Origin of the sequence: Bacillus cereus group sp. Bc061 (genome assembly GCF_027715825.1) — a bacterium.
Taxonomy (GTDB): Bacteria; Bacillota; Bacilli; order Bacillales; family Bacillaceae_G; genus Bacillus_A; species Bacillus_A paranthracis.
The window spans coordinates 1,078,235-1,098,451 of record NZ_JAQFTZ010000001.1; the positions used below are offsets into that span (position 1 = coordinate 1,078,235).

Sequence of the window (20,217 nt, forward strand, 5' to 3'; positions counted from 1 at the left end):
AAATTATTGTAAATCCCAAATACAATACGTTACTAATATTGTATAATTTTAATATATTGTGTTTATTATATAAAAGGAGGGATATGTATGAAAATTTCTTTTAACTTTTATCAGAGTCATGTCATTAATATATAAGTCGGATAAGCAGTAGTTGCTTCTCTTTTAAATAATTAAATTATGTGATGATACTTTAGTTTTTTTTGAGATCAAGAAAAATGAAGAAAGGAAGTAATCATTTTATGGGAAAATTAAAGTTGTTAACATTTGAAAATATAATAGAACCTCTTTTAAACGAAAGCGTATCATTTATATATTTTCCTATTGAATGGCTCGATATTGTAGAGATACATTATAAGACATTTTTATTAACGAGTAAGTTGAAACGATTAAATGAAAGATTATATGATATGTTTTCTGATATATTATTTATTCAGCATAATCCATATGTACTAAATGAAAATACACCATGGATTGTATGTAAAGAACCTATTAGAAAAGAACAACTTGATTATATTTTTCAAAGTTGGTATGAGATTATTCATGATTGGAAACCTAATAAATTAATAGAATCGCCAAAATATGAATGGCATTACGATTTAATTTCTAATTTAACAGTACTACATGATAAGGAAGTATATTCTAAATGGGTGCCCGCTTTAATTTCACATATTTTTTGTGAACGTCCTGTACAATTAGAAAATATAAATGAAGAAGATATATATTTTTCTCCTCTTAGATCACAAAATATTTGTGAGGCGATGTCAGAGCCTATTAAAGATGAAAAAACACAAGACTATTTCGCCTATGTATTTCGGTTCGAATATATAACGCGCGGAGGAGAGAACATTCCATTATTAAATGTTTCAATAGGAATTCGGAGATTTTATCAAGAATATAACCATCCAGACATCCCTTTGCTATTAAGACGAAAACGGGGCATGATATTAATTTCTACTCCAGAATTTGCATTGAATAATAAGAAATTACGATTTGTAAAACTAAAAGTTCAGCAGGCTACAAACGGCATCAAATGGATTAAGATATTTAGAAATTTAAAAGATGATTTTCGTATAGGTGGAGAAGTTGAATTAGATCATATTCTTCAATATCCGAAAGATTATATGCTAGGAGCAAATCTTAGGGTACTTCTTCCATACAATGAGAGAATATATAAAGTTCAAGGTACTAAAATAAGATCTGGTATAAAAGCAAAAGAAAGAGAGTATCTATTTAAAGGGTTTCAGCAAAAATTTTCTTATTTCACATTACTACCAGAATGTAAAAAGATTGAAACAGGCAATAGGAAAGAAGTATTCCCTTTAATTGCACCAAAAGGATTAGAGACTATAACGCTAGAAATATGGTCTGAAAAAATATCGCTGGAAGTAGAACAAGCATTATTTGAAAGTGAAATGGTGTTAGCTCAAATCAGTGAGTCATCATATATATTAAATGCAGATTCTCCAGTGTTGTTAAAAATAGTAAGATGTAATATTGAAAAAGTATTGCAAAATCCATATAAGATGCAATATTGCCAGAAGTATAAAACGAATTTAGTAGAGGATGTTATGAAAGCGGTTTATGCTACTGCAGGTAAGCGTAATGATGCGACATTGGCGTTAATTGCAATGAAAAATTGTGATGGACGTGAAAAAATTGATCCAAAGCAAATTGTTAGAGAAGGATTTGCACGAACAAACCGTATTTCAGCATTTATTAATTTATTTATAGGCCAAAGTGTGTCTCGTAAAACGATTATAAATGGTATTTTGAGTTTATTAGAACAAAAAGGATTTTTAAAACGTAGTTGGAATAAGATAAATTTACCTTGTACATATGTTAATTTATCAATTGAACGAATCTCGAAATTTGATTTCTTACCCATTTTTTCAAAAATAAAAGGAAAAGAAATTTCATATAAATTATATGGGAATATAGAGTGGCAAACGATTGATCGTTTATTATTAAATGTAGATAAACATAACACCTTTTTACCGCAGCCTTCAAAAAGAAATGATATGGGCATTCAATTTAAACAATTTGTTTCTGAAACATTAGCGGAAATTTTACAACCTGCAAAAGAGCAAAATGAGCAAGTATACTTCATTATAGATGCGAATGTAAGAAAACATTGGATAAAAGAGTTACAAAATGAAAAAATTGATATAGATACTTTCCCTGACATTGTTCCAGATGTGCTAAAGGTTCCAAACTTAAATGCTGTAAGAATAAATATATCTTTTGATGTACCCAAATACGGTGTGATAGAATGTGATGACGTATTAGATAGTACGAGTTTATATATAGATCAAAAGGGAATGTATTATAGCACTGGTGAGTATCTGTGTAATGATAGTGAAACATTGCATCGATATATACTTGAAATATTACCTCTAGGTGTAAAAGCTGTTGAAAGGAACTATATTGCCAAAATGGTACATTACATGTGCTGTAATTCAAGTATGCTTTTGGAAAAGAATATACACATGCCATATTCCATGCATATGGCGAAAGTAATAAAGAGCTATATGACGGATATAGATGCAAGAGAGTTTAAAGAGTTTGATGATGAATTGGATGTAGATATTATAAAAATAGAAAAGAAAGATTCAATTATTCTACTTTAAATAATAATAGACAAATCCATGGAGGATATGAGAGCCGGCATATAAGCCTTTATCGATGAGTTATACTGTTGAGGTGCTAAGAAAGTTGGTAATATGTTGGTAATAAGCCAGCATATCCTTGCGATTTTTGGCGTACATGGAAACAGGAAATGTACCTGGTATCGGTAATTGTGATTTAAATCAATTGATAGGAGGAAAGCTGCTTTCTTGGTTTACTGGAGCAGTGCAAGAGCAAGTTCAAACAACTAAACTAAATATCATCCAATCAGGAGCATTTTCAAGAGAGTATATTGAAGATGTTATGGGAGCATTGACATCGTTAAAAATGACAGCTAAGTTCATTTTACAACCTGATGGATTAGCATATTTTATTTCTGATCCAACTTCAGATGCTCAATTAAATGCGATGAAGGAGTACCTTGATCGTAGAGATTGGTGGTATGAGTATTTGAAGTAAAACAAAAGGATAGCTTAATCAAAAATAACAGCCGACTCGATATAAATGATTCGGTTGTTATTTTATTAACTATGACAACAATTCCTCTACTCCGACACCATCTATTAACAATGCTTTTAATGAAGGAGCTATTTTAATTGCTTCTTCATTATCTAAATCTCCAAAATCCACTGTATATAATCCGAATCCTTCTTTTCCATCTCCATATAATAATGCTTTTCCGCCTTCATCATCACCGATTGCCAGTGAATTTGGTATATATTTTTGAATATCATGTGCTTTATTCATCTCTATGCAATCAGTAGGGCCCCAAATACGTATGTAAAGTTCATTTTGTACATTAATCTCTGCGTTTGTACAATTTTGGATTACTTCTAAATAATCTAATGGTACATCTATTGATGAGAACTTTTGTAATTCTTGAATGGTCTCTTTACTCGCTGGTGATTCCTGAGCTTCTAAAGTGAAGGAATCGTTTAATTTTTCTAGAATATTCATTAATGATCAATCCTTTCATACTCTTGGGTGGTATGAAGTTAAGTGAGATTTACTATGTAATAGCAAATGAAACCTATGTATATGTGAAGTGAAAAAGGTTCTCTTAACTGAGAACCTTTTTATTTATCTCCAACGCCATTCTATTTCATTTGAATCAAAGTAGACGGCAGGTATTCCAATTCCCTCTAATTGATTATTTTTAGATACAAACCAATTATTTTCATCCAATAGGATTGGATTTACATCATCTAAAGGCGGATTATTTTCATCTACCATTTTGTTAAGAAACTCTTTGAAATCAGAAATGTTATTAGTGAAATTAATATTTCCATACATCCAAAAACCATCACCATTTACATTTGAAATGTCTCCTAAATGTATATCTTTAAAGTATAGTTTCATAGCGAATATCCCTCTCATTTCTTAATGTTAAAATATTTACTAGGAATTTCTCCTCTAATAAGGTATTCAGTATCTCTTTTAGTCCAATTTAAAGCGAGATTTTTCCAGTGATCTGTAGTGGCGGAATCTTGCTTTATTAAACGCTCTATTTGCTTAGGGCTTAAAATAGCAACATCTTTTACTTCACCGTCCCTAATCCCCTTTCTTAGAGCAGGTAAATCAATATCAATAATATTTTTACCATAATTACTTGCAACCTCAGGTTTTATCGAGAAACTAGTATAAGGACTATTATGTTTTGCTCCTCTGCGATATCCACCTAAGATATGTTCAGTTACAGTTACTTGTCGGCCTTTATACATCCCTTCTTTATTTGCTGGGATTAGGTTTCCGTTCTCACCAATATGTGGTTTACCGATACCATTTGGTCTTGTTGCTGCTTTTAAGTAATCTTCTCCTCGTAAAAGGTTTTTACTTTCTATTGCAGCATGCGTCATCTTAACGCCTTTTCCCACTTTAGCAAGTTTCCCGACTGGTGTAAGACCAGCTACTGCCATCCCACCCGCAAAGATTCTATCCCAGGTTGATAGTTTTTCACCAGTAGATGGATCAACACCATCCCACGCTCTTTTAATATCATACTCACCACTTATTTCACCGGCTATATCTCGAGCTAGTTTACCGCCATCAAAACCTTTTTCTTCAGAGGAAGGTTTACCACACATTGCACCTTCTTCCATTGTAACATCTTGATTATCTGCATTGCGGAATTTTTCAGCAATCCGTTTCAAGTCTTCTTCTACTTTTACAAGTGAATTGATAGATGTAAAAGCTTTTGGTCTCGCATCATTGAACATTTGAATGAACTGTTGATTAGAGGCACCAATCCACTGAAAACACAATTGATCTATTTCGTTACATAAATTATTATGTATAGATTCTAATGCGATTCTGGTATTATTTGCACGATTAGCCACTTCTTCTAGCATTTCAGGTGTTACTTTGATTTGAACCATTTTTTTCCTCCCTTTCCCAATTAAAATTATGAGATAAAAAGAAAAAAATGTAAATACGGAAATTTTAGATTAGTATAATAATATTTATGTGAACTAAAATCTGCTTAATTGTAAATAAAGCGTATGTGTATGTGAAATAAAAAAGAGCCGTCCTGTTGGGCGGCTCTTTTTTATTTCTATCAATTATTTTCTTTTAACACTTATGTCTATTCTTTCATAACCATTTGATGCAGGCATTGTGCCTAACTCCATTTTGTAGTTACCCTTATCTAAATATGCGTGATAATCTCGCTCCCCTGAATTTTTGAAAGGCAATGCAACAATATCGTTAATTTCTTTATCTAGATTTAAATCTGGATTTATTAAAGTAATCCAATTTTTTGCTAACTCTACAGTAGCTTTATCAATTATAAATGTAATCATGAAATCATTTTCATTCTCACCTACTAAATAGAGTTGCCCTTGTCCATAATCATAAATCTTTCCTAAATTAGGATTAGAGGAAAGTAATTCTACCCTTTCACCATCGCCCATCTGGCCGCCGCTGATATATACGCTTTCGTATTTGAAATCTTCATTATAATTCTTGTTTATTTTAGTAATTAGATTTTGAGCTTCTTTAGATACAGATTTTAGTAGCAACGGTGAACTGTTTATCCAGCTACTACTGTCGTAATGAAATTCACTTGTAATCATAGAGCTTGGGAGATCAAACGGTGGTAATTGATTGAATTATTACTCGTTCCAGCTGCAGGTTTGACAGTGGCATTATTCGGTGAAAAGTTCAAAAGTAAAAATGATGATAAGAGAAAAATACAGGTGTTTTTTGAGGTGGCTGGAATTGCGATTAAAAGAAATAATGAAGACAAATTGCAATATCCAAAGTTCCAAAAACAAATTGATGATGATCGTAGTACGACTTATGTATATACTTTACCGCTTGGTATGCCGAGTAAAATCATACAGAAGGTTGAGGATGTAGTTTCAGAAGGGTTAAATAAACCAGTACGTATCCAGTACGATAATTATAAATTGAACATCCGTGTGTTCCGTAGAGAAATACCGAAGAACTGGTCATGGTCAATGGATTTAGTAACGAAAGGGAAATGGCGTATTCCAGTTGGCCAGAGTTTAGAAACAATTGTTTATCATGATTTCGATGAAACACCGCATATGGCTGTAGGGGGATTAATTCGTATGGGGAAAACAGTCTTCCTTAAAAATATGTTCGCTTCCTTATCATTAGCAAATCCTGATCATGCTCATTTTTATTTGATTGATTTAAAAGAAGAAGGACTTGAATTTAGTGAATATAAAAAACTGAAACAAGTCGAACAAATCGTAGAAACTTCAGAGCAAGCACACGGCATGCTGCTGAAAGTGATGGAAAAAATGCATGAACGTGGGAAGTACATGAAAGAACGTGGTATCAAGAATATTGTTCACACGAAAGAAAAGGACCGGTATTTCATTGTAGTGGATGAAGGAGCAGTACTTGCACCTGCAAAAGGGCTACCGAGAGCTCATAATAAAATGCTGGAAGAGTGCCAATACATGATTAGTCATATTGCGCGTGTTGGAGGGGCACTTGGGTTTCGTATTGTCTTCTGTACGCAATATCCTACAGGAGATACATTGCCAAGGGTAGTAAAACAGATGGCGAACGCGAAACTCGGCTTCCGTTTACCGACTCGTACCGCATCAGAGGTTGTAATCGATCAGTCCGGATTAGAACAACTACCATCTATTCCAGGAAGAGCTATATATATGAAGGAAAGCTTCACCGTACTGCAAGTGCCGTATATCGATGACATAGTTATGTGGAAACATCTAAAAGAATATGAGGTGGAAAAACATGAACATCCAGAGCCATATGAAAATCAACCGTCAGATGGCGATACTTGCGACGATTAGGAAGCTTCAGTTTGCAACGAGAAGACATTTAATGAGTGTGCATAATATGGGTGGTATACGTAATGCAAACCGTATTTTGGGGGATTTAAAACCATACGTGAGTAAAACCATGCAAGGGAAAGAATATGTGTATTATCTCAATAACGAAGGGCACGCGATGTTTGGTGATGATGGTAAGGTTGTTTCGAGAGGGAAGCTTGCGCATGCGTTATTACGGAATGAAGCGTGGTTACATTTATTTTGTCCAGATAACTGGCAGATTGAAACGGATATACGTTATATAAAGAATAAAGAGAAAAAGAAAATAGTTCCGGATGTGAAGTTTCGGGATGAAGAAAATATACTTCATGCAGTTGAGGTAGATCGCTCGCAGAAAATGAAAGTGAATGAAGAGAAGATAAAAAAATATGAAGAGTTTACCCAAATTTATAAACAGAAGCATAACGGGAAAATGCCAGTGATTCATTTTTTTACAGTGACGAAATATAGAGAAAAGAAATTGGAAGAGTTAGCTGCTAAATATGATGTTCTTGCGAAGGTGTATGTAATAGAAGAAATATAAAAAAGTGCTAACAAGTTTGCAAACGAACTTGCTAACACCTATTCGGAATAGACATAAATTATCGCTGATATGTCGTCTTTGAAAATAGCTTTAGTTAATGAAATCACACTTATGCGAAATGCTTATAAAATCATTCGTGATATGACGGATATAGATGCAAGAGAGTTTAAAGAGTTTGATGATGAATTGGATGTAGATATTATAAAAATAGAAAAGAAAGATTCAATTATTCTAATTTAAATAATAATAGACAAATCCTGTTCATTATATAGGTCAGGATTTGTCATTTTTTCATGTAAATAAGGATATCTTTTGTCATGTATCTTCTCTTTTACATATTTACTTTATTTCCATACAGGATTAAGATGTTTTTTAGAAATAAAAAACTACATCATATGGAAAAGCAATATGTATTAACTCAAAAGAAATTTGAAAGGAATGAGGAATTGTGAAGAAATTAGATGTGCTATTAATGCTATTGAGCGGCCTCTTTCCAGTTGCAGGAATTTTAAAGCAAATCCCACTAGAACAATCTTTATATATTGGAGGTCTTTTATTTTTTACTAGTTTCGGTAGTTATTTTGCGAAAAAAATATATTCACGTATATGTAGTTGGATAGCGTATGCGCCATTTATTACATTATTGTTAATCATTTGGCATCAAGATATTTCAACTAGTTCAATAATAGCGAATGCGAAAATTGCCTCTTGTATCGCTTTAGTCCCATGTTTATTCCGTTTTCGTACATATGGACTTACTTTCGGTTTATTTGCATTATGGTCCGCTTTACTTTGGGATATGAAAGAAGTACAGTCGTTAGTCATACTTGAACGTATGTCTAGCTTAATGACAAGCAATTTCAAATATATCATGCTTTTAGTTGGTGGACTTATATTTGGTGGATTACTTGCGATGTTAATTCACCGCAAAGAGAAAGATGATAATAAAGAAAATATAAATCTATTTAAACAAAAAAAGAAACGCAAAAAATTATCCTTTAAGATTCCACTTCCAAGATTACCTAAATTTAGGATGAAATTATTTAAGTTTGGTAAAAAAGTATCAAAACGAAAAACACCAGAAAAACTACATGAGCATAATTACGAAGAACCGGCTCCAGCTGCAACATATGAAATGAAAGAGCAAATACATCAATATAAAGAAGGTACTGTTCAAGGACAAACAAGGATGGAACGTCGTAGAAATAGGTATAATGCATAAGAAATATTAGTAAGCCTTTAATGATTTATCATTAAAGGCTTTTTTGTAATTACATATAGATTGCTAATGAGAAATTTATAGCATAATTTAAAACTGAGGACTCCAATAAAATAATGGGAGGATAAAATGCTTATTATTATATATATTGCCGTCAGTATATTATTTTTAGTTAGCTTTTTACATGTTTACTGGGCTTTCGGAGGTAAGTGGGCGACAAATAGTGTTATTCCGACTAAAGATGGAGAAAAGGCGTTTACACCAGGTGCAGGAATGACATTGATCATTGCGTTATTATTAAGTATGGCAGCAATAATTTTATTACAACAAACTAATATTGTTCATTTTGCATTTCCTAATAGTATTGTTCAAGTGGCATCCTGGGTGTGTATGATTGTATTTTTCATAAGAGTAATTGGTGAGTTTCATTATTTTGGTATTTTTAAGCGAAAAAAAGATACCCAATTTGCTAGAATGGATACTGCTTTATATACCACTTTGTGTATTTTTATCTTTATCATTCTTATTAGCAATTATAGCGTGAACATAAAATAGTGGTTGTTTTCTTCAAAATAATATAAACGTGAATTGGCAAATGTAAAAGTGAAAAATCTAGGAGTAAATAAAAGGATGTAAGTGCCTTTTTACCGAATTATAGATTATTATGAAAGGCGGGTGACACTATGAAGTACGTAAAAGTCAGTATGAATGGTGGAAGTGAACACAAATTCTCGATGACTTTAGCTCGGTTTGAAGAACTTATTACTACAGAGAATGGGCTACTAGAAAATAAATTAGTTAGTATTGAAAATGTAATGATTAATCCTACTAATATATCTTCTGTAGTTGAAAAAATCGGTGTACCGGCTAAATTTATGGAAGCTTAAAAATGTGTACATAAAAAACATCCAGGAGGATGTTTTTTTATGTATATGATAATTGTACAATGGATATATGAAGTAGCTAGATATGATATTTAATATATGCACAATAAAATAAGTACAAGCATATAGTAAATAGTAGGACAAGATCTTCGTGTCCGAATCAATACTCAGAAAAAACCTCTAATCACTTTAGGGCTTCCAATAGCAGGGTGCCCTTATTTTTTATGAAAAATGTAGCTCTACAACGGTTTCATTTCAATTATAGCTTTCTTTAACTTTTGATTTTAAATTTATCTTTTACGTTAATAAATATTAAAAATAAAATGACAGCAATTATTAAATTAGACAAATAGAAATTTTGATGAAACAGTAGTTCAAAGGTAACATCAAGTGTATATAATAAAGCAGCAGCAGGTAATATACAAATAAATATAAATCTCCAATTTTTTAGATAATATTTATAATTAGTAAATACTTTTTCCATACATATAGCTCCTATATTTTTTATTTTCTATATAATTATACATTTAAATTAAAGGATTTACAAAATGTTTAGTAATTTTAGCCGTAGCAATCTGTGTAATACATGATTTGACCAAAAAGCTTTTAAAGAATGATTATAAAGTGATACACTATAATCTACGTTATTTATGAAATGAATAGAGGGAATTATATGATAGATAAAATCAAAAATGCTGTAGAGGATATGCACGAAGATGAAGCAAAACATTTACTTCAAAGTATTCTAATCCAATTAAATTTATTAAAAGAAAACTATAGTGAAGATACTATTAAAAATTTGATGGATATTCCTAAGCAACTAACGAGTAATACATCTTATAAAAGAAATGTAAAAGAAGTCTCACACGTACATATTGCATTTGATGATTCAACAGCTGGATGTTTAAAGCATATGCTTGGTCAAGAAGAACGATTGGAAGAGATGGTTGTTGCTTTTTCTGAATTCTTTTCAATTGGGCCAATAAATAAGTTACATATGAATGAAGGGCAACTAGCAAGACAGGAATGGTTAGTAAACAACTTAAATGCTTATGAAAATTATTTTGAAGAAGAGTATTTACCAAGGTTTTTAGAAACTATGAAAGAACTATACGCTATTCCTAGTGAAACGCCTATTACAATTTGGAAAGCCGATAACGCACATGAACATGTAGGTCTATGTTTTGTAATGGCGCAATTAAAAAATAAGAAAAGTATTCGCGTTATGAATACATCTGAAGCAAGTAAAGAAATATTAAAACTAGAGTATGTTATTCGTGGAACAGGAGAGTTACCACCTGAAAGTTTAGCTCTAATTCAAAAAAGTTTTGTAAAATTGCCGTATTTAACTGTAGAGAATCGTCTGCAGTTTGAACATGAGTGGGATAGTCTCTCGAAAAGTACGGGATTTTTAAGAGTTTGGACAGACAATGAAGTGCGTTCTGTACAAGAAAATTATTTTGATCAATTTATTATTGAATGCGCGAAAAGTATAGGTGCTGATCAAGAATTCCTAAAAGCTCCTAGAGTAATTGGTGAAGCACTTGGTCTTGTAGAGCAATCAGTTGGCGATACGTTTTTAGAATATCGCTTAAAGGAATTAATTAAACAAGAAGTATTTGAATTTGAAGGTTCATTAGATGAAATGCGTTTCTATAGTGTGAAATTAAGAAAATAATACATCTATTCCGTTTATGAAGAAGCTCGTATTTTTAAAATACGAGCTTTATTTTTTGTTGAATTTAGGCTATACATAAGCTTCCCAGAGAGGGCATATCACATATGAATGGTAAAGGTAATGAAAAGAAGGTGATTTATTAATATGTATAACCAACAAAATTATCCATATGATCAAGCGATGTATTATAATCCACAAAACTACGGGTATGAACCTACAAATGAAGTGAGAGATATTGAACAAGAAGATTACAGACCAGATGATGCGGAAGATGCTCCAACGTCACCACCTCCGTCACAAGCGCCGTCGTTACCGTCTACATTTGCTTCTCCTGCACAACCAGGTAATATGAAATCTTGGATGTGTAACTGTCTAGGAAGATGGGGCTATTTACGCTTACATCGTCCTGGTCCTTTCGGAAGGGATTTATGGTTCTTCCCGACCGAAGTGAGAAGAAATGGAGTATCAGGTTACACGTGGCAAGGTGGTCGTCGTCGTAAAATAAGTTATCGCTATCAACAAATTAGTAATTTCATGTGCTTCGCATAAAGAAAAGTGAGAGAGTAGAAAGATTTTACTCCCTCACTTTTTTATTTTTCAATATACGAAGTAAGGTTTTGATTAAAAAGTTACAATTTTCACGTTTTTATTAGCGTATAATGCATATGTTGGTTGTTTTTTTAAAACAAATGAGAGTGAGGGAATACAATGTCAATGAAAAATAAAGTTGGGCTAAGAATAGAGGATGGCATCAATTTAGCTTCAGCTCAGTTTAAAGAAGATGCATATGAAATTTATAAAGAATCTCGTAAAATGCAACCTATCTTATTTGTGAATAAAACTGAATTAGGTGCAGAGTGGCTTATTACAAGATATGAAGATGCTTTGCCGCTTTTAAAAGACAGTCGCTTAAAAAAAGATCCGGCCAATGTATTTTCTCAAGATACATTAAATGTGTTTCTTACTGTTGACAATAGTGATCATTTAACGACGCACATGTTAAATTCAGATCCACCTAACCACAATCGTCTGCGATCACTTGTGCAAAAAGTTTTCACACCGAAGATGATTGCACAACTGGAAGGAAGAATTCAGGATATTGCAGATGATTTATTGAACGAAGTTGAGCGGAAAGGTTCATTAAACCTTGTGGATGATTATTCATTTCCTTTACCAATCATTGTAATAAGTGAAATGCTCGGCATTCCAAAAGAAGATCAAGCGAAATTTAGAATTTGGTCGCATGCTGTCATTGCTTATCCAGAAACACCAGAAGAAATAAAAGAAACTGAAAAGCAACTATCTGAGTTTATTACATACCTTCAATATTTAGTTGATATGAAACGAAAAGAACCGAAAGAGGACTTGGTTAGTGCTTTAATACTTGCAGAAAGTGAAGGACATAAACTTAACGCTCGGGAACTATATTCAATGATAATGTTACTAATTGTTGCAGGGCATGAGACAACGGTAAATTTAATAACAAATACGGTATTAGCACTTCTTGAAAATCCGGATCAATTACAGTTATTAAAAGAAAATCCAAAGTTAATTGATGCAGCAATTGAGGAAGGATTACGATATTATTCCCCGGTTGAGGTTACAACTTCAAGATGGGCAGATGAACCTTTTCAAATTCATGACCAAATAATTGAAAAAGGAGATATGGTTGTCATTGCCTTAGCTTCTGCAAACCGTGATGAAACAGTATTTGAGAATCCGGAAGTATACGATATTACTCGCGAGAACAATCGCCATATTGCCTTTGGACATGGTAGCCATTTTTGCCTAGGCGCTCCACTTGCTAGGTTGGAAGCAAAAATTGCTATTACTACTTTGTTTGAGAGAATGCCAAAACTACAAATAAAAGGGAATCGTGAAGACATTAAATGGCAAGGTAATTATTTAATGCGTTCTTTAGAGGAATTACCATTAACATTCTAGAATATTTATTATAAGACATGCATACATTGAAAATGTTTTACATAGAGTATGTATGTGTTATTTAAATTCGAAACGGAAGGGTGAAAACATCCCAATGATCAACTAATTCTATTTGTAAGAGATCTTCGTTAAAAAACGAAATATTCTTCTGAATAGGATTAGTCTGTACATTTATAGAAAAGGGATGTATTTCGCTCTGCGAAAATATAGTCTTTTCATATGATTTGTGCTGCCTCCTGTTCAGAACATGAAATAGGGGGCTTTTTTATGTCGACAAATGTAGAAATGAAACAAAATAATGGGGTATCACAAGTATTAAAAAACCGGTTTGTACAGGGGATTCTAGCATCAGCATTATTTTTACAAATTGGAATATGGGTTCGGAACTTTGCGGTATTACTATATGTAATGGAAATGACAAAAGGTGATGCTTTTGCTATTTCGATGATTTCAGTGGCGGAGTTTGCTCCAATTTTCATCTTTTCCTTTATTGGTGGAACGTTTGCTGATAGGTGGAAGCCGAAGAGGACTATGATATGGTGTGAGACTTTAAGTTCTTTATCAGTATTTGCAGTATTAATTACTCTAATGTTTGGAACGTGGAAAATCGTGTTTTTTGTCACACTTATTTCTGCAATCCTTTCGCAATTTTCTCAGCCATCTGGCATGAAATTGTTTAAACAGCATTTATCGGCAGAACAAATTCAATTAGCAATGTCTATTTATCAAACAATATTTGCGATATTTATGGTGTTAGGACCGATTCTTGGAACATTTATTTTTCATAGTTTTGGAATTTATATTTCAATCATTATTACAGGTATCGCTTTTTTACTTGCAGCAGCTGTGTTGTTATTTCTTCCGAAAGATCTTGAGAATGATAATGAGAAGAAAGAAATCACTATATTACAGGAAATGCTTGATGGTATTAAATATGTGAAAAAGAAAAAAGCATTAACTTTGCTAGGGCTTTGTTTTATGGCAGCAGGACTAGGAATTGGTTTAATTCAGCCGTTAGGTATTTTTATTGTGACTGAGCAGTTAGGATTATCAAAAGAGAGTTTACAATGGTTACTAACAGTAAATGGTGCAGGAATGATTGTTGGCGGTGCTTTAGCGATGGTGTTTGCAAAAAATGTTGCGCCGCAAAAGATGTTAATTATCGGTATGCTTGGTCAGGCAATTGGCATCGGTATTATAGGTTATTCCACCAATTTATGGGTAACACTCATAGCACAACTTTTTAGCGGTTTAGCTCTTCCTTGTATTCAAATAGGTATTAATACGCTCATTATTCAAAATAGTGATACTGATTTTATTGGTCGTGTAAATGGCATTTTAAGTCCGCTATTCACCGGTTCAATGGTAGTAACGATGAGTATTGCTGGTTCATTAAAAGAAATGTTCTCATTAAGTACGATGTACGAAGGCACAGCTTTACTATTTATAATTGGATTATTATTTATTTTACCTATATACAATTTAAAGCCAGTTATAGCAGTAGAGAGTGAAATGAATAGGAAAGGAAGTGCTGTGCAACATGAATCCTAATCCAAATGTTAAATACCCTATTGAAGGAAATAAAAATGTTCACTTTATAAAAAATACAATAACGAAAGCTAATATACTCGCCGGAGATTATTCATATTATGATGCGAAAGATGGAGAAACATTTGAAGATCGAGTATTACATCATTATGAATTTCTTGGAGATCGCCTTATCATTGGAAAGTTTTGTTGTATTGCAAATGGAGTTACCTTTATTATGAATGGAGCGAATCATCGGATGGATGGATTTTCGGCATATCCATTTAATATATTTGGAAATGGGTGGGAGAAGTATACACCTAATTTGTCTGATTTACCTTACAAAGGTGATACAGTTATAGGAAATGACGTTTGGATCGGTATGGATACAACAATTATGCCTGGAATAAAAATAGGGGATGGTGCAATAATAGCAGCTAAATCGGTTGTGACTAGAGACGTTGCACCATATACAATTGTTGGTGGAAACCCTGCAAATAAAATAAAGGAACGATTTACAAATACAATAATAGAGGAGTTATTGCAAATTCAATGGTGGCATTTTCATATTGAAAAAATAACTGAAAATATAGGTGCTATTGTACAAGGAGATATAGAGCCATTAAGAAAGCTAAAAAGGTAATAAAAAATGCATAACTAAAAGTATCATACCTCCGAATTTTGTTAATGATAATAGAACGAGGAGGTGTGATACTATGGCACAAGACGTTTTATGTGAAGTAAACAACTGTAAATTTTGGGCTAACGGCAATAAATGTAGCGCAGACGCAATTTATGTAGTAAGTCATAAAGGAAAACAAGCATCGACTACAGAAGAAACAGATTGCAAAACTTTCGATCCGGAAGTATAAATTTTTGAAGGGTAGCCAAATCGTGGTTGCCCTTTTATTAATTATAGTATTGATAATAAATCTCATTTTCATTCATTGTTTTTAACTTTTATTGTTATTTTTTCATATTTTCTTCATAAGTGATGTAATCCAGAGCAATTCATGTTCGATACGTGATTTACTAAATTCAATTACTTCTGTAATAAAAGGTGAACTAGTATCTAAAGATTGAATAGCAGTAAGTTGTTTATGTAGTATGTCTTGGCGTATTGTTAAAACTTCTTTTCTAGCTTCATAATCAAGCTTTTCAAAAAGCGCGATACGAACAAGAAATTCTATATTGTTTGTCGCGAGTTTTTCGGGAAACTCGCGCAACATTTCAGAAAAGATTTCTTCTCCTGTTTCAGTTATGTCGTACATATTTCGATTTGGCTTACCGACTTGTGTATGTACTTTTTTCGTTATAGCCCCCATATTCTCAAAACGTCGAAGAGAAGGATAAAGCATATTATGATTTAATTCAAAATTCTTACCTATTCGCTTAAAACTCAATAAACTGTTCAGCAAGGTACAAATTTACTGTACCTTGTTTTTTTATTTCTCAATTGTAAAATTTTAGTTGGTTATTTAGTATGGAAGTGTGTGAATAAGAGTAGAGGAGGATGCTTATGTTAACGTGTAATGGAAGTAAGACGTTCCAAACATTTATTAAAGCTGTAACGGATTTAATAAATAGTAATTTGTTAGAAGATCAAATTGTTTGTGGGATTGAAAAATTATTAGAAGAACTTTTAGAAAAGAAAACATGGCTTCCGTTAGAAAAACAGAAGGCGAATTCGGCTCAATATGCACGACACTTGCTTTATGAAGATCCTTTAAATCGTTTTGAAGTAGTAGCTCTTGTATGGAAAGATGGACAATCGACTCCTTTACATGATCATGATGGCACATGGGGAGTAGAAGGCGTATTTACAGGAAGAATAATGGTGCAGAACTTTATACAAACGCAGCAGCTTGAAAATTCACTTGTTTATTTAACTCATACAGGAAATCTTTATTTGGGAGAAGGAGAAACAGATAAAGTCATTCCACCAGCTGATTGTCATATTCTTGAAATAGCAGAAAATGAAAGCGTTGTCACTATTCATGTTTACGGAAAACGTTTAGAAAAGTTTAAAATATATGTCCCAACTGAAGAAAAGAATGTGTACATGTGTGAGACGAAATATATTAGTTATAGTTCATAGTTTAAAATCAGAAGCTTTTCTTTAAAAAGAAAAGCTTCTGATTTTATTTTTAATTATTTCTTGACCTGAAACGCTTTTCATAAATTATAACTAAAGAGAACCTCACGAGATCAGTGTGAAAACGATACCTTGAATATAGGTAGAACTCGTGTATTTTAGAAAGTGGTGAAGAAATAATGAAATTAATAGCAATTGATTTAGATGGAACCCTTCTTTCAGGGAATAAAATGATTAGTACAGAGAATGCAAAAGCAATTCGAGCATGTCAAGAAGCGGGCCATGTTGTAGCGATTTGTACAGGACGTTCTATTGTCGATATTGAACGATTATTGTTAGAAGCTGATTTAGAGTGTCCGATCATTGCAGAAAATGGTGCACTTATATATAAAGATAAAAAAATGATGAAAAGATATCCAATTCAAAATATGCAGGCACTTAAAATAGTAGAATATCTTGAAGAGAATGGTTTATATTATCAACTTTATACAGATAAAGGCGTATATGTTCCAGAATATGGAGTGGAAAGTGTACGCAGGGAAATTGAGGATTTGAAAAATTCAAAAACAAATGTGGATATACAAGAATTAGAAACAATTGCAGCATTATACCTTGAGCATACAGCATTTCATAGTACGGAAAGTTGCAAGTCAATTGTAGAAACAGAAATACACGTGCATAAATTGTTGCCATTTTCTTATGATATAGAGAAATTAAAAAAACTAAAAGAAACATTTCTTCATAATTCAGATTTAGCAATTACATCTTCATATTGGCACAATTTAGAGATTAATCATCGAGATGCTCAAAAAGGGAATGGATTATACACTTTAGCTGAATATCTTAATATTTCAGTTGAAAATACTGTTGCGATAGGTGATGGGCTAAACGATGTTTCTATGATGGAAAAAGCGAACATTTCAATTGCAATGGGAAATGCTGTTGAAGAAATAAAAGCGATGTGTAAATATGAAACATTATCTAATGAAGAACATGGTGTTGCACATGCTTTATATAAATATGTAATGTAACATAAAAAGAAAAAAAGAATCCAATTGGATTCTTTTTTTCTTTTTATTAGGGGTAAGGTATTCTATGAGATTCATAGAAGCCTTATTACATTTTATTATATAGAATATATTGGAATAAATGTTTATATTTTTCATGATAATTGTGAAAATTTTATGAACTTTATATGTAATGTATTTTTATATTGCTACTAGTGTGTATAAAACTATGTCAAAACTTAACGAATGTAAGGATGTTAAGGAGAGTTCATGCAACATAAAAGATCATGATTGGCTCAGCTAATAATCAGTCGGAGATGAATAAAACTTACTAATTAGAGTTTCAATTTGCATGCATATATTTTTTGTTTTTAATTGAAAAATAAAATTTGTTCGAATAATTATTCTTCAGCTATATACCTACAGGCACATTCTTCGTATAATGGAGAAGTATGAATTTAAAGTTTGTATGAATTTTACATATTGAGGTGAAAAAGGAATGAATGCGCGGCTAATGGAACTTATTGATGTGAGTACAATAGAAACCATGGCAGAACAATTTTATCAATTAACCAACATATCACATCAACTTCTTGATGCTGAAAAAGAATGTATATTTTCATTTGGAATAAATGAAAAGAAAATATGTAAACTTCCCAAAATTGAAATCCCCATTTTTTTATACAATCAATATTTAGGATCTTTTGTTGTATGGTCTCAGAAAAGCGAAATTTTCAATTCCCAAAAATACTTTGAAATGCTTTCAAATCTAATTATAGGTGGGGTAATGAAAGGATTTCAAAGTAAAAATACAACGTTACTTACTCGAAAAGAGGAGGAACTACATACAATCTTACAAAACATGCCTGTTATGGTTGATGCACTTGATTATAATGGAGATTTTGTTTTGTGGAATCGCGAATGTGAAATTGTAACAGGATATACTGCGGAAGAGGTAATTGGAAATCCAAACGCACTTCGCTTACTGTATCCTGATCATAATTATCGTCACGAGATACAAAAGAAATTTTTGACTCGTGGAAAGAACTTTAGAGATTGGGAAATGCGCTTAACATGTAAAAATGGTGAAATTAAAACGATAATGTGGTCCAATATATCAGAACAGTTTCCTGTAAGTGGATTTAGTTATTGGGCTGTTGGTGTAGATATTACACATTTAAAAGCAATAGAAGAGAAATTAAAACAACAAACGTCTGAATTGGAATTAATTTTTCAAGCTTTACCAGACTTATGTTTCTTAACAGAAGATGACGGCACAATTATTGATTATAAAGCAGGATCCCCTACAAAATTTTACGTACCCGCAGAAGCTTTTATGGGAAAAAAGTTTTACGATGTCTTACCATCTCCAGTAGCACAGCAGTTTCAGGAAGCCATTAGTCAAGTGAAGGAAAAAGGAACGAATGTAATAGTAGAATATCCACTTACACTTAATGGCAGTGTTGACTTCTTTGAAGCCAGGTGCTTACCATTATTACAGGATAAAATTATGATTATCGTACGCGATATTACAGAGCGAAAAAAGACAGAAGAATTGCTAAATAAATCAGATACGCTTGCAGCAATTGGACAATTAGCGGCTGGTGTAGCTCATGAAGTAAGAAATCCGTTAACTGTAATTAAAGGGTTTATTCAATTATTCCAAATTAATAAAGAAGATCAAGAAAAATATTTTGATTTAATGCTTTCTGAAATTGAAAGAATAGAAGCGATTCTTCAAGAATTTTTGTCGATTGCTAAAACAGACGAAATAAGTACCGAAAAGAAAAATATTTATCAACTATTTAAAAATGTCGTCTCATTAATGAATACAAAAGCAATTATGACAAATATTCAAGTTGAATTATATACAGATTCCAAGGATATAATCATTGAATGCTCAGAAAATCAACTGAAACAAGTATTTATTAACATTTTGCAAAATTCAATCGAAGCTATGCCAGATGGTGGGAGAATTTCAATTCACATAAAAGAAATAGGCAAAGATGGTATCATTATTAGTGTAATTGATAAAGGAATAGGAATACCTGAAGAACGAATTAAAAGATTAGGTGAACCATTCTATAGTACGAAAGAAAAAGGTACCGGTATTGGATTGATGTTAAGTTATAAAATTATTGAAAGTCATCAAGGGAATATAAGTATTATGAGTGAGGTTGGCGTCGGAACAACAGTAACGATTTACTTGCCAAAAATTCAGAGTAAAAAGCCTTTATCAAATTATGATGATAGATTAGAATCAATACGTTCAATTATTAATTCTTAAATACCCAATAACGAAAAGTTAAGCTTTTCGTTATTGGGTATTTTTGTATTTAATTTAGAAAACTTTACCTTTTCTTTAGATTTGCTTTAATTTCTATTAA

21 protein-coding genes and 2 pseudogenes are annotated in these 20,217 nt (G+C 32.2%); 17 read left to right on the plus strand and 6 right to left on the minus strand.

Going from position 1 to position 20,217, the window contains the following annotated elements; genetic code table 11:
* The first annotated feature begins 239 nt into the window (after positions 1 to 239).
* Together PDQ40_RS05560 and PDQ40_RS05565 are read left to right on the plus strand one after the other, a co-directional pair.
* Complete coding sequence (locus PDQ40_RS05560) at positions 240 to 2,627, plus strand: RNaseH domain-containing protein (RefSeq protein WP_270691273.1); 2,388 nt, start codon at positions 240 to 242, stop codon at positions 2,625 to 2,627.
* A gap of 92 nt (positions 2,628 to 2,719) precedes the next feature.
* A pseudogene (locus PDQ40_RS05565) lies at positions 2,720 to 3,084 on the plus strand (N-acetylmuramoyl-L-alanine amidase C-terminal domain-containing protein); the annotation flags it as partial.
* A 69-nt stretch (positions 3,085 to 3,153) separates the two neighbouring features.
* On the opposite strand, the gene PDQ40_RS05570 reads toward PDQ40_RS05565, so the two are convergent.
* The 4 genes from PDQ40_RS05570 to PDQ40_RS05585 form a co-directional block, all read right to left on the minus strand.
* Positions 3,154 to 3,582 carry an SMI1/KNR4 family protein gene (locus PDQ40_RS05570; RefSeq protein ID WP_270691274.1) on the minus strand — a complete coding sequence of 143 codons (429 nt, stop codon included), beginning with the start codon at positions 3,580 to 3,582 and terminating at the stop codon, positions 3,154 to 3,156.
* Between the two features lie 123 nt (positions 3,583 to 3,705).
* Positions 3,706 to 3,984, minus strand: coding sequence for a hypothetical protein (locus PDQ40_RS05575; protein WP_001997557.1), 279 nt, complete (start codon positions 3,982 to 3,984; stop codon positions 3,706 to 3,708).
* 14 nt (positions 3,985 to 3,998) lie between these two features.
* Positions 3,999 to 5,000 (minus strand): WXG100 family type VII secretion target, encoded by a 1,002-nt coding sequence (locus PDQ40_RS05580; protein WP_000249924.1) that lies wholly within the window; start codon positions 4,998 to 5,000, stop codon positions 3,999 to 4,001.
* Between the two features lie 183 nt (positions 5,001 to 5,183).
* Complete coding sequence (locus PDQ40_RS05585; protein ID WP_227494869.1) at positions 5,184 to 5,696, minus strand: hypothetical protein; 513 nt, start codon at positions 5,694 to 5,696, stop codon at positions 5,184 to 5,186.
* Positions 5,697 to 5,723: 27 nt separating this feature from the next.
* Here PDQ40_RS05585 and PDQ40_RS05590 point away from each other — a divergent pair, with 27 nt between their 5' ends.
* The 6 genes and pseudogenes from PDQ40_RS05590 (at position 5,724) to PDQ40_RS05615 (ending at position 9,582) form a co-directional block, all read left to right on the plus strand.
* Entirely contained in the window at positions 5,724 to 6,914 is a 1,191-nt protein-coding gene (locus tag PDQ40_RS05590) for an FtsK/SpoIIIE domain-containing protein (RefSeq protein ID WP_000571535.1), read from the plus strand.
* 31 nt (positions 6,915 to 6,945) lie between these two features.
* Positions 6,946 to 7,476: a replication-relaxation family protein gene (locus tag PDQ40_RS05595; protein WP_230673931.1), complete on the plus strand. Its 531-nt coding sequence runs from the start codon at positions 6,946 to 6,948 to the stop codon at positions 7,474 to 7,476.
* 69 nt (positions 7,477 to 7,545) lie between these two features.
* Positions 7,546 to 7,716: a hypothetical protein gene (locus PDQ40_RS05600; protein ID WP_157829352.1), complete on the plus strand. Its 171-nt coding sequence runs from the start codon at positions 7,546 to 7,548 to the stop codon at positions 7,714 to 7,716.
* 208 nt (positions 7,717 to 7,924) lie between these two features.
* Positions 7,925 to 8,698 carry a DUF3959 family protein gene (locus PDQ40_RS05605; protein ID WP_000732205.1) on the plus strand — a complete coding sequence of 258 codons (774 nt, stop codon included), beginning with the start codon at positions 7,925 to 7,927 and terminating at the stop codon, positions 8,696 to 8,698.
* Between the two features lie 126 nt (positions 8,699 to 8,824).
* Positions 8,825 to 9,239: pseudogene (locus PDQ40_RS05610) on the plus strand (DUF3995 domain-containing protein).
* Positions 9,240 to 9,378: 139 nt separating this feature from the next.
* Entirely contained in the window at positions 9,379 to 9,582 is a 204-nt protein-coding gene (locus PDQ40_RS05615; RefSeq protein ID WP_000878365.1) for a hypothetical protein, read from the plus strand.
* Between the two features lie 268 nt (positions 9,583 to 9,850).
* Here PDQ40_RS05615 and PDQ40_RS05620 read toward each other — a convergent pair whose 3' ends face one another.
* Positions 9,851 to 10,063, minus strand: a complete 213-nt coding sequence (locus tag PDQ40_RS05620) for a hypothetical protein (protein WP_000416572.1) — start codon at positions 10,061 to 10,063, stop codon at positions 9,851 to 9,853.
* Between the two features lie 189 nt (positions 10,064 to 10,252).
* Here PDQ40_RS05620 and PDQ40_RS05625 point away from each other — a divergent pair, with 189 nt between their 5' ends.
* The 6 genes from PDQ40_RS05625 to PDQ40_RS05650 all read left to right on the plus strand — a co-directional run bounded on the left by PDQ40_RS05625 (position 10,253) and on the right by PDQ40_RS05650 (position 15,600).
* Entirely contained in the window at positions 10,253 to 11,257 is a 1,005-nt protein-coding gene (locus PDQ40_RS05625; protein WP_270691275.1) for a DUF1835 domain-containing protein, read from the plus strand.
* Between the two features lie 144 nt (positions 11,258 to 11,401).
* The gene (locus PDQ40_RS05630) at positions 11,402 to 11,806 is read left to right on the plus strand and encodes a hypothetical protein (RefSeq protein WP_000282686.1); all 405 of its coding nucleotides are present in this window, start codon (positions 11,402 to 11,404) and stop codon (positions 11,804 to 11,806) included.
* A 159-nt stretch (positions 11,807 to 11,965) separates the two neighbouring features.
* Positions 11,966 to 13,201, plus strand: coding sequence for a cytochrome P450 (gene cypA, locus PDQ40_RS05635; protein ID WP_270691276.1), 1,236 nt, complete (start codon positions 11,966 to 11,968; stop codon positions 13,199 to 13,201).
* Between the two features lie 267 nt (positions 13,202 to 13,468).
* The gene (locus PDQ40_RS05640; protein ID WP_076856760.1) at positions 13,469 to 14,752 is read left to right on the plus strand and encodes an MFS transporter; all 1,284 of its coding nucleotides are present in this window, start codon (positions 13,469 to 13,471) and stop codon (positions 14,750 to 14,752) included.
* Positions 14,742 to 15,371 carry a Vat family streptogramin A O-acetyltransferase gene (locus tag PDQ40_RS05645; RefSeq protein ID WP_270691277.1) on the plus strand — a complete coding sequence of 210 codons (630 nt, stop codon included), beginning with the start codon at positions 14,742 to 14,744 and terminating at the stop codon, positions 15,369 to 15,371. The genes PDQ40_RS05640 and PDQ40_RS05645 overlap by 11 nt, the downstream gene beginning before the upstream one ends.
* Before the next feature lie 73 nt (positions 15,372 to 15,444).
* Complete coding sequence (locus tag PDQ40_RS05650) at positions 15,445 to 15,600, plus strand: DUF1540 domain-containing protein (RefSeq protein WP_000046091.1); 156 nt, start codon at positions 15,445 to 15,447, stop codon at positions 15,598 to 15,600.
* Positions 15,601 to 15,702: 102 nt separating this feature from the next.
* On the opposite strand, the gene PDQ40_RS05655 is transcribed toward PDQ40_RS05650, so the two are convergent.
* The gene (locus PDQ40_RS05655) at positions 15,703 to 16,131 is read right to left on the minus strand and encodes a PadR family transcriptional regulator (RefSeq protein WP_270691278.1); all 429 of its coding nucleotides are present in this window, start codon (positions 16,129 to 16,131) and stop codon (positions 15,703 to 15,705) included.
* Between the two features lie 116 nt (positions 16,132 to 16,247).
* Between PDQ40_RS05655 and PDQ40_RS05660 the strand changes: the two genes are divergently transcribed.
* The 3 genes from PDQ40_RS05660 (at position 16,248) to PDQ40_RS05670 (ending at position 20,117) form a co-directional block, all read left to right on the plus strand.
* Entirely contained in the window at positions 16,248 to 16,826 is a 579-nt protein-coding gene (locus tag PDQ40_RS05660; RefSeq protein ID WP_270691279.1) for a cysteine dioxygenase family protein, read from the plus strand.
* Between the two features lie 176 nt (positions 16,827 to 17,002).
* On the plus strand, positions 17,003 to 17,854 hold the full coding sequence (locus tag PDQ40_RS05665; RefSeq protein ID WP_000766401.1) for a Cof-type HAD-IIB family hydrolase: 852 nt from the start codon (positions 17,003 to 17,005) through the stop codon (positions 17,852 to 17,854).
* Positions 17,855 to 18,329: 475 nt separating this feature from the next.
* Complete coding sequence (locus PDQ40_RS05670; protein ID WP_270691280.1) at positions 18,330 to 20,117, plus strand: PAS domain-containing sensor histidine kinase; 1,788 nt, start codon at positions 18,330 to 18,332, stop codon at positions 20,115 to 20,117.
* Positions 20,118 to 20,217: the final 100 nt, after the last annotated feature.

Bases quoted from the DNA above. Each gene is read 5' to 3' on its own strand.
- PDQ40_RS05560 (WP_270691273.1), top strand. From the start codon at position 240: ATGGGAAAATTAAAGTTGTTAACATTTGAAAATATAATAGAACCTCTT.
- PDQ40_RS05570 (WP_270691274.1), bottom strand. From the start codon at position 3,582: ATGAATATTCTAGAAAAATTAAACGATTCCTTCACTTTAGAAGCTCAG.
- PDQ40_RS05575 (WP_001997557.1), bottom strand. From the start codon at position 3,984: ATGAAACTATACTTTAAAGATATACATTTAGGAGACATTTCAAATGTA.
- PDQ40_RS05580 (WP_000249924.1), bottom strand. From the start codon at position 5,000: ATGGTTCAAATCAAAGTAACACCTGAAATGCTAGAAGAAGTGGCTAAT.
- PDQ40_RS05585 (WP_227494869.1), bottom strand. From the start codon at position 5,696: ATGATTACAAGTGAATTTCATTACGACAGTAGTAGCTGGATAAACAGT.
- PDQ40_RS05595 (WP_230673931.1), top strand. From the start codon at position 6,946: ATGAGTGTGCATAATATGGGTGGTATACGTAATGCAAACCGTATTTTG.
- PDQ40_RS05600 (WP_157829352.1), top strand. From the start codon at position 7,546: ATGTCGTCTTTGAAAATAGCTTTAGTTAATGAAATCACACTTATGCGA.
- PDQ40_RS05615 (WP_000878365.1), top strand. From the start codon at position 9,379: ATGAAGTACGTAAAAGTCAGTATGAATGGTGGAAGTGAACACAAATTC.
- PDQ40_RS05620 (WP_000416572.1), bottom strand. From the start codon at position 10,063: ATGGAAAAAGTATTTACTAATTATAAATATTATCTAAAAAATTGGAGA.
- PDQ40_RS05625 (WP_270691275.1), top strand. From the start codon at position 10,253: ATGATAGATAAAATCAAAAATGCTGTAGAGGATATGCACGAAGATGAA.
- PDQ40_RS05630 (WP_000282686.1), top strand. From the start codon at position 11,402: ATGTATAACCAACAAAATTATCCATATGATCAAGCGATGTATTATAAT.
- cypA (WP_270691276.1), top strand. From the start codon at position 11,966: ATGTCAATGAAAAATAAAGTTGGGCTAAGAATAGAGGATGGCATCAAT.
- PDQ40_RS05640 (WP_076856760.1), top strand. From the start codon at position 13,469: ATGTCGACAAATGTAGAAATGAAACAAAATAATGGGGTATCACAAGTA.
- PDQ40_RS05645 (WP_270691277.1), top strand. From the start codon at position 14,742: ATGAATCCTAATCCAAATGTTAAATACCCTATTGAAGGAAATAAAAAT.
- PDQ40_RS05650 (WP_000046091.1), top strand. From the start codon at position 15,445: ATGGCACAAGACGTTTTATGTGAAGTAAACAACTGTAAATTTTGGGCT.
- PDQ40_RS05660 (WP_270691279.1), top strand. From the start codon at position 16,248: ATGTTAACGTGTAATGGAAGTAAGACGTTCCAAACATTTATTAAAGCT.
- PDQ40_RS05665 (WP_000766401.1), top strand. From the start codon at position 17,003: ATGAAATTAATAGCAATTGATTTAGATGGAACCCTTCTTTCAGGGAAT.
- PDQ40_RS05670 (WP_270691280.1), top strand. From the start codon at position 18,330: ATGAATGCGCGGCTAATGGAACTTATTGATGTGAGTACAATAGAAACC.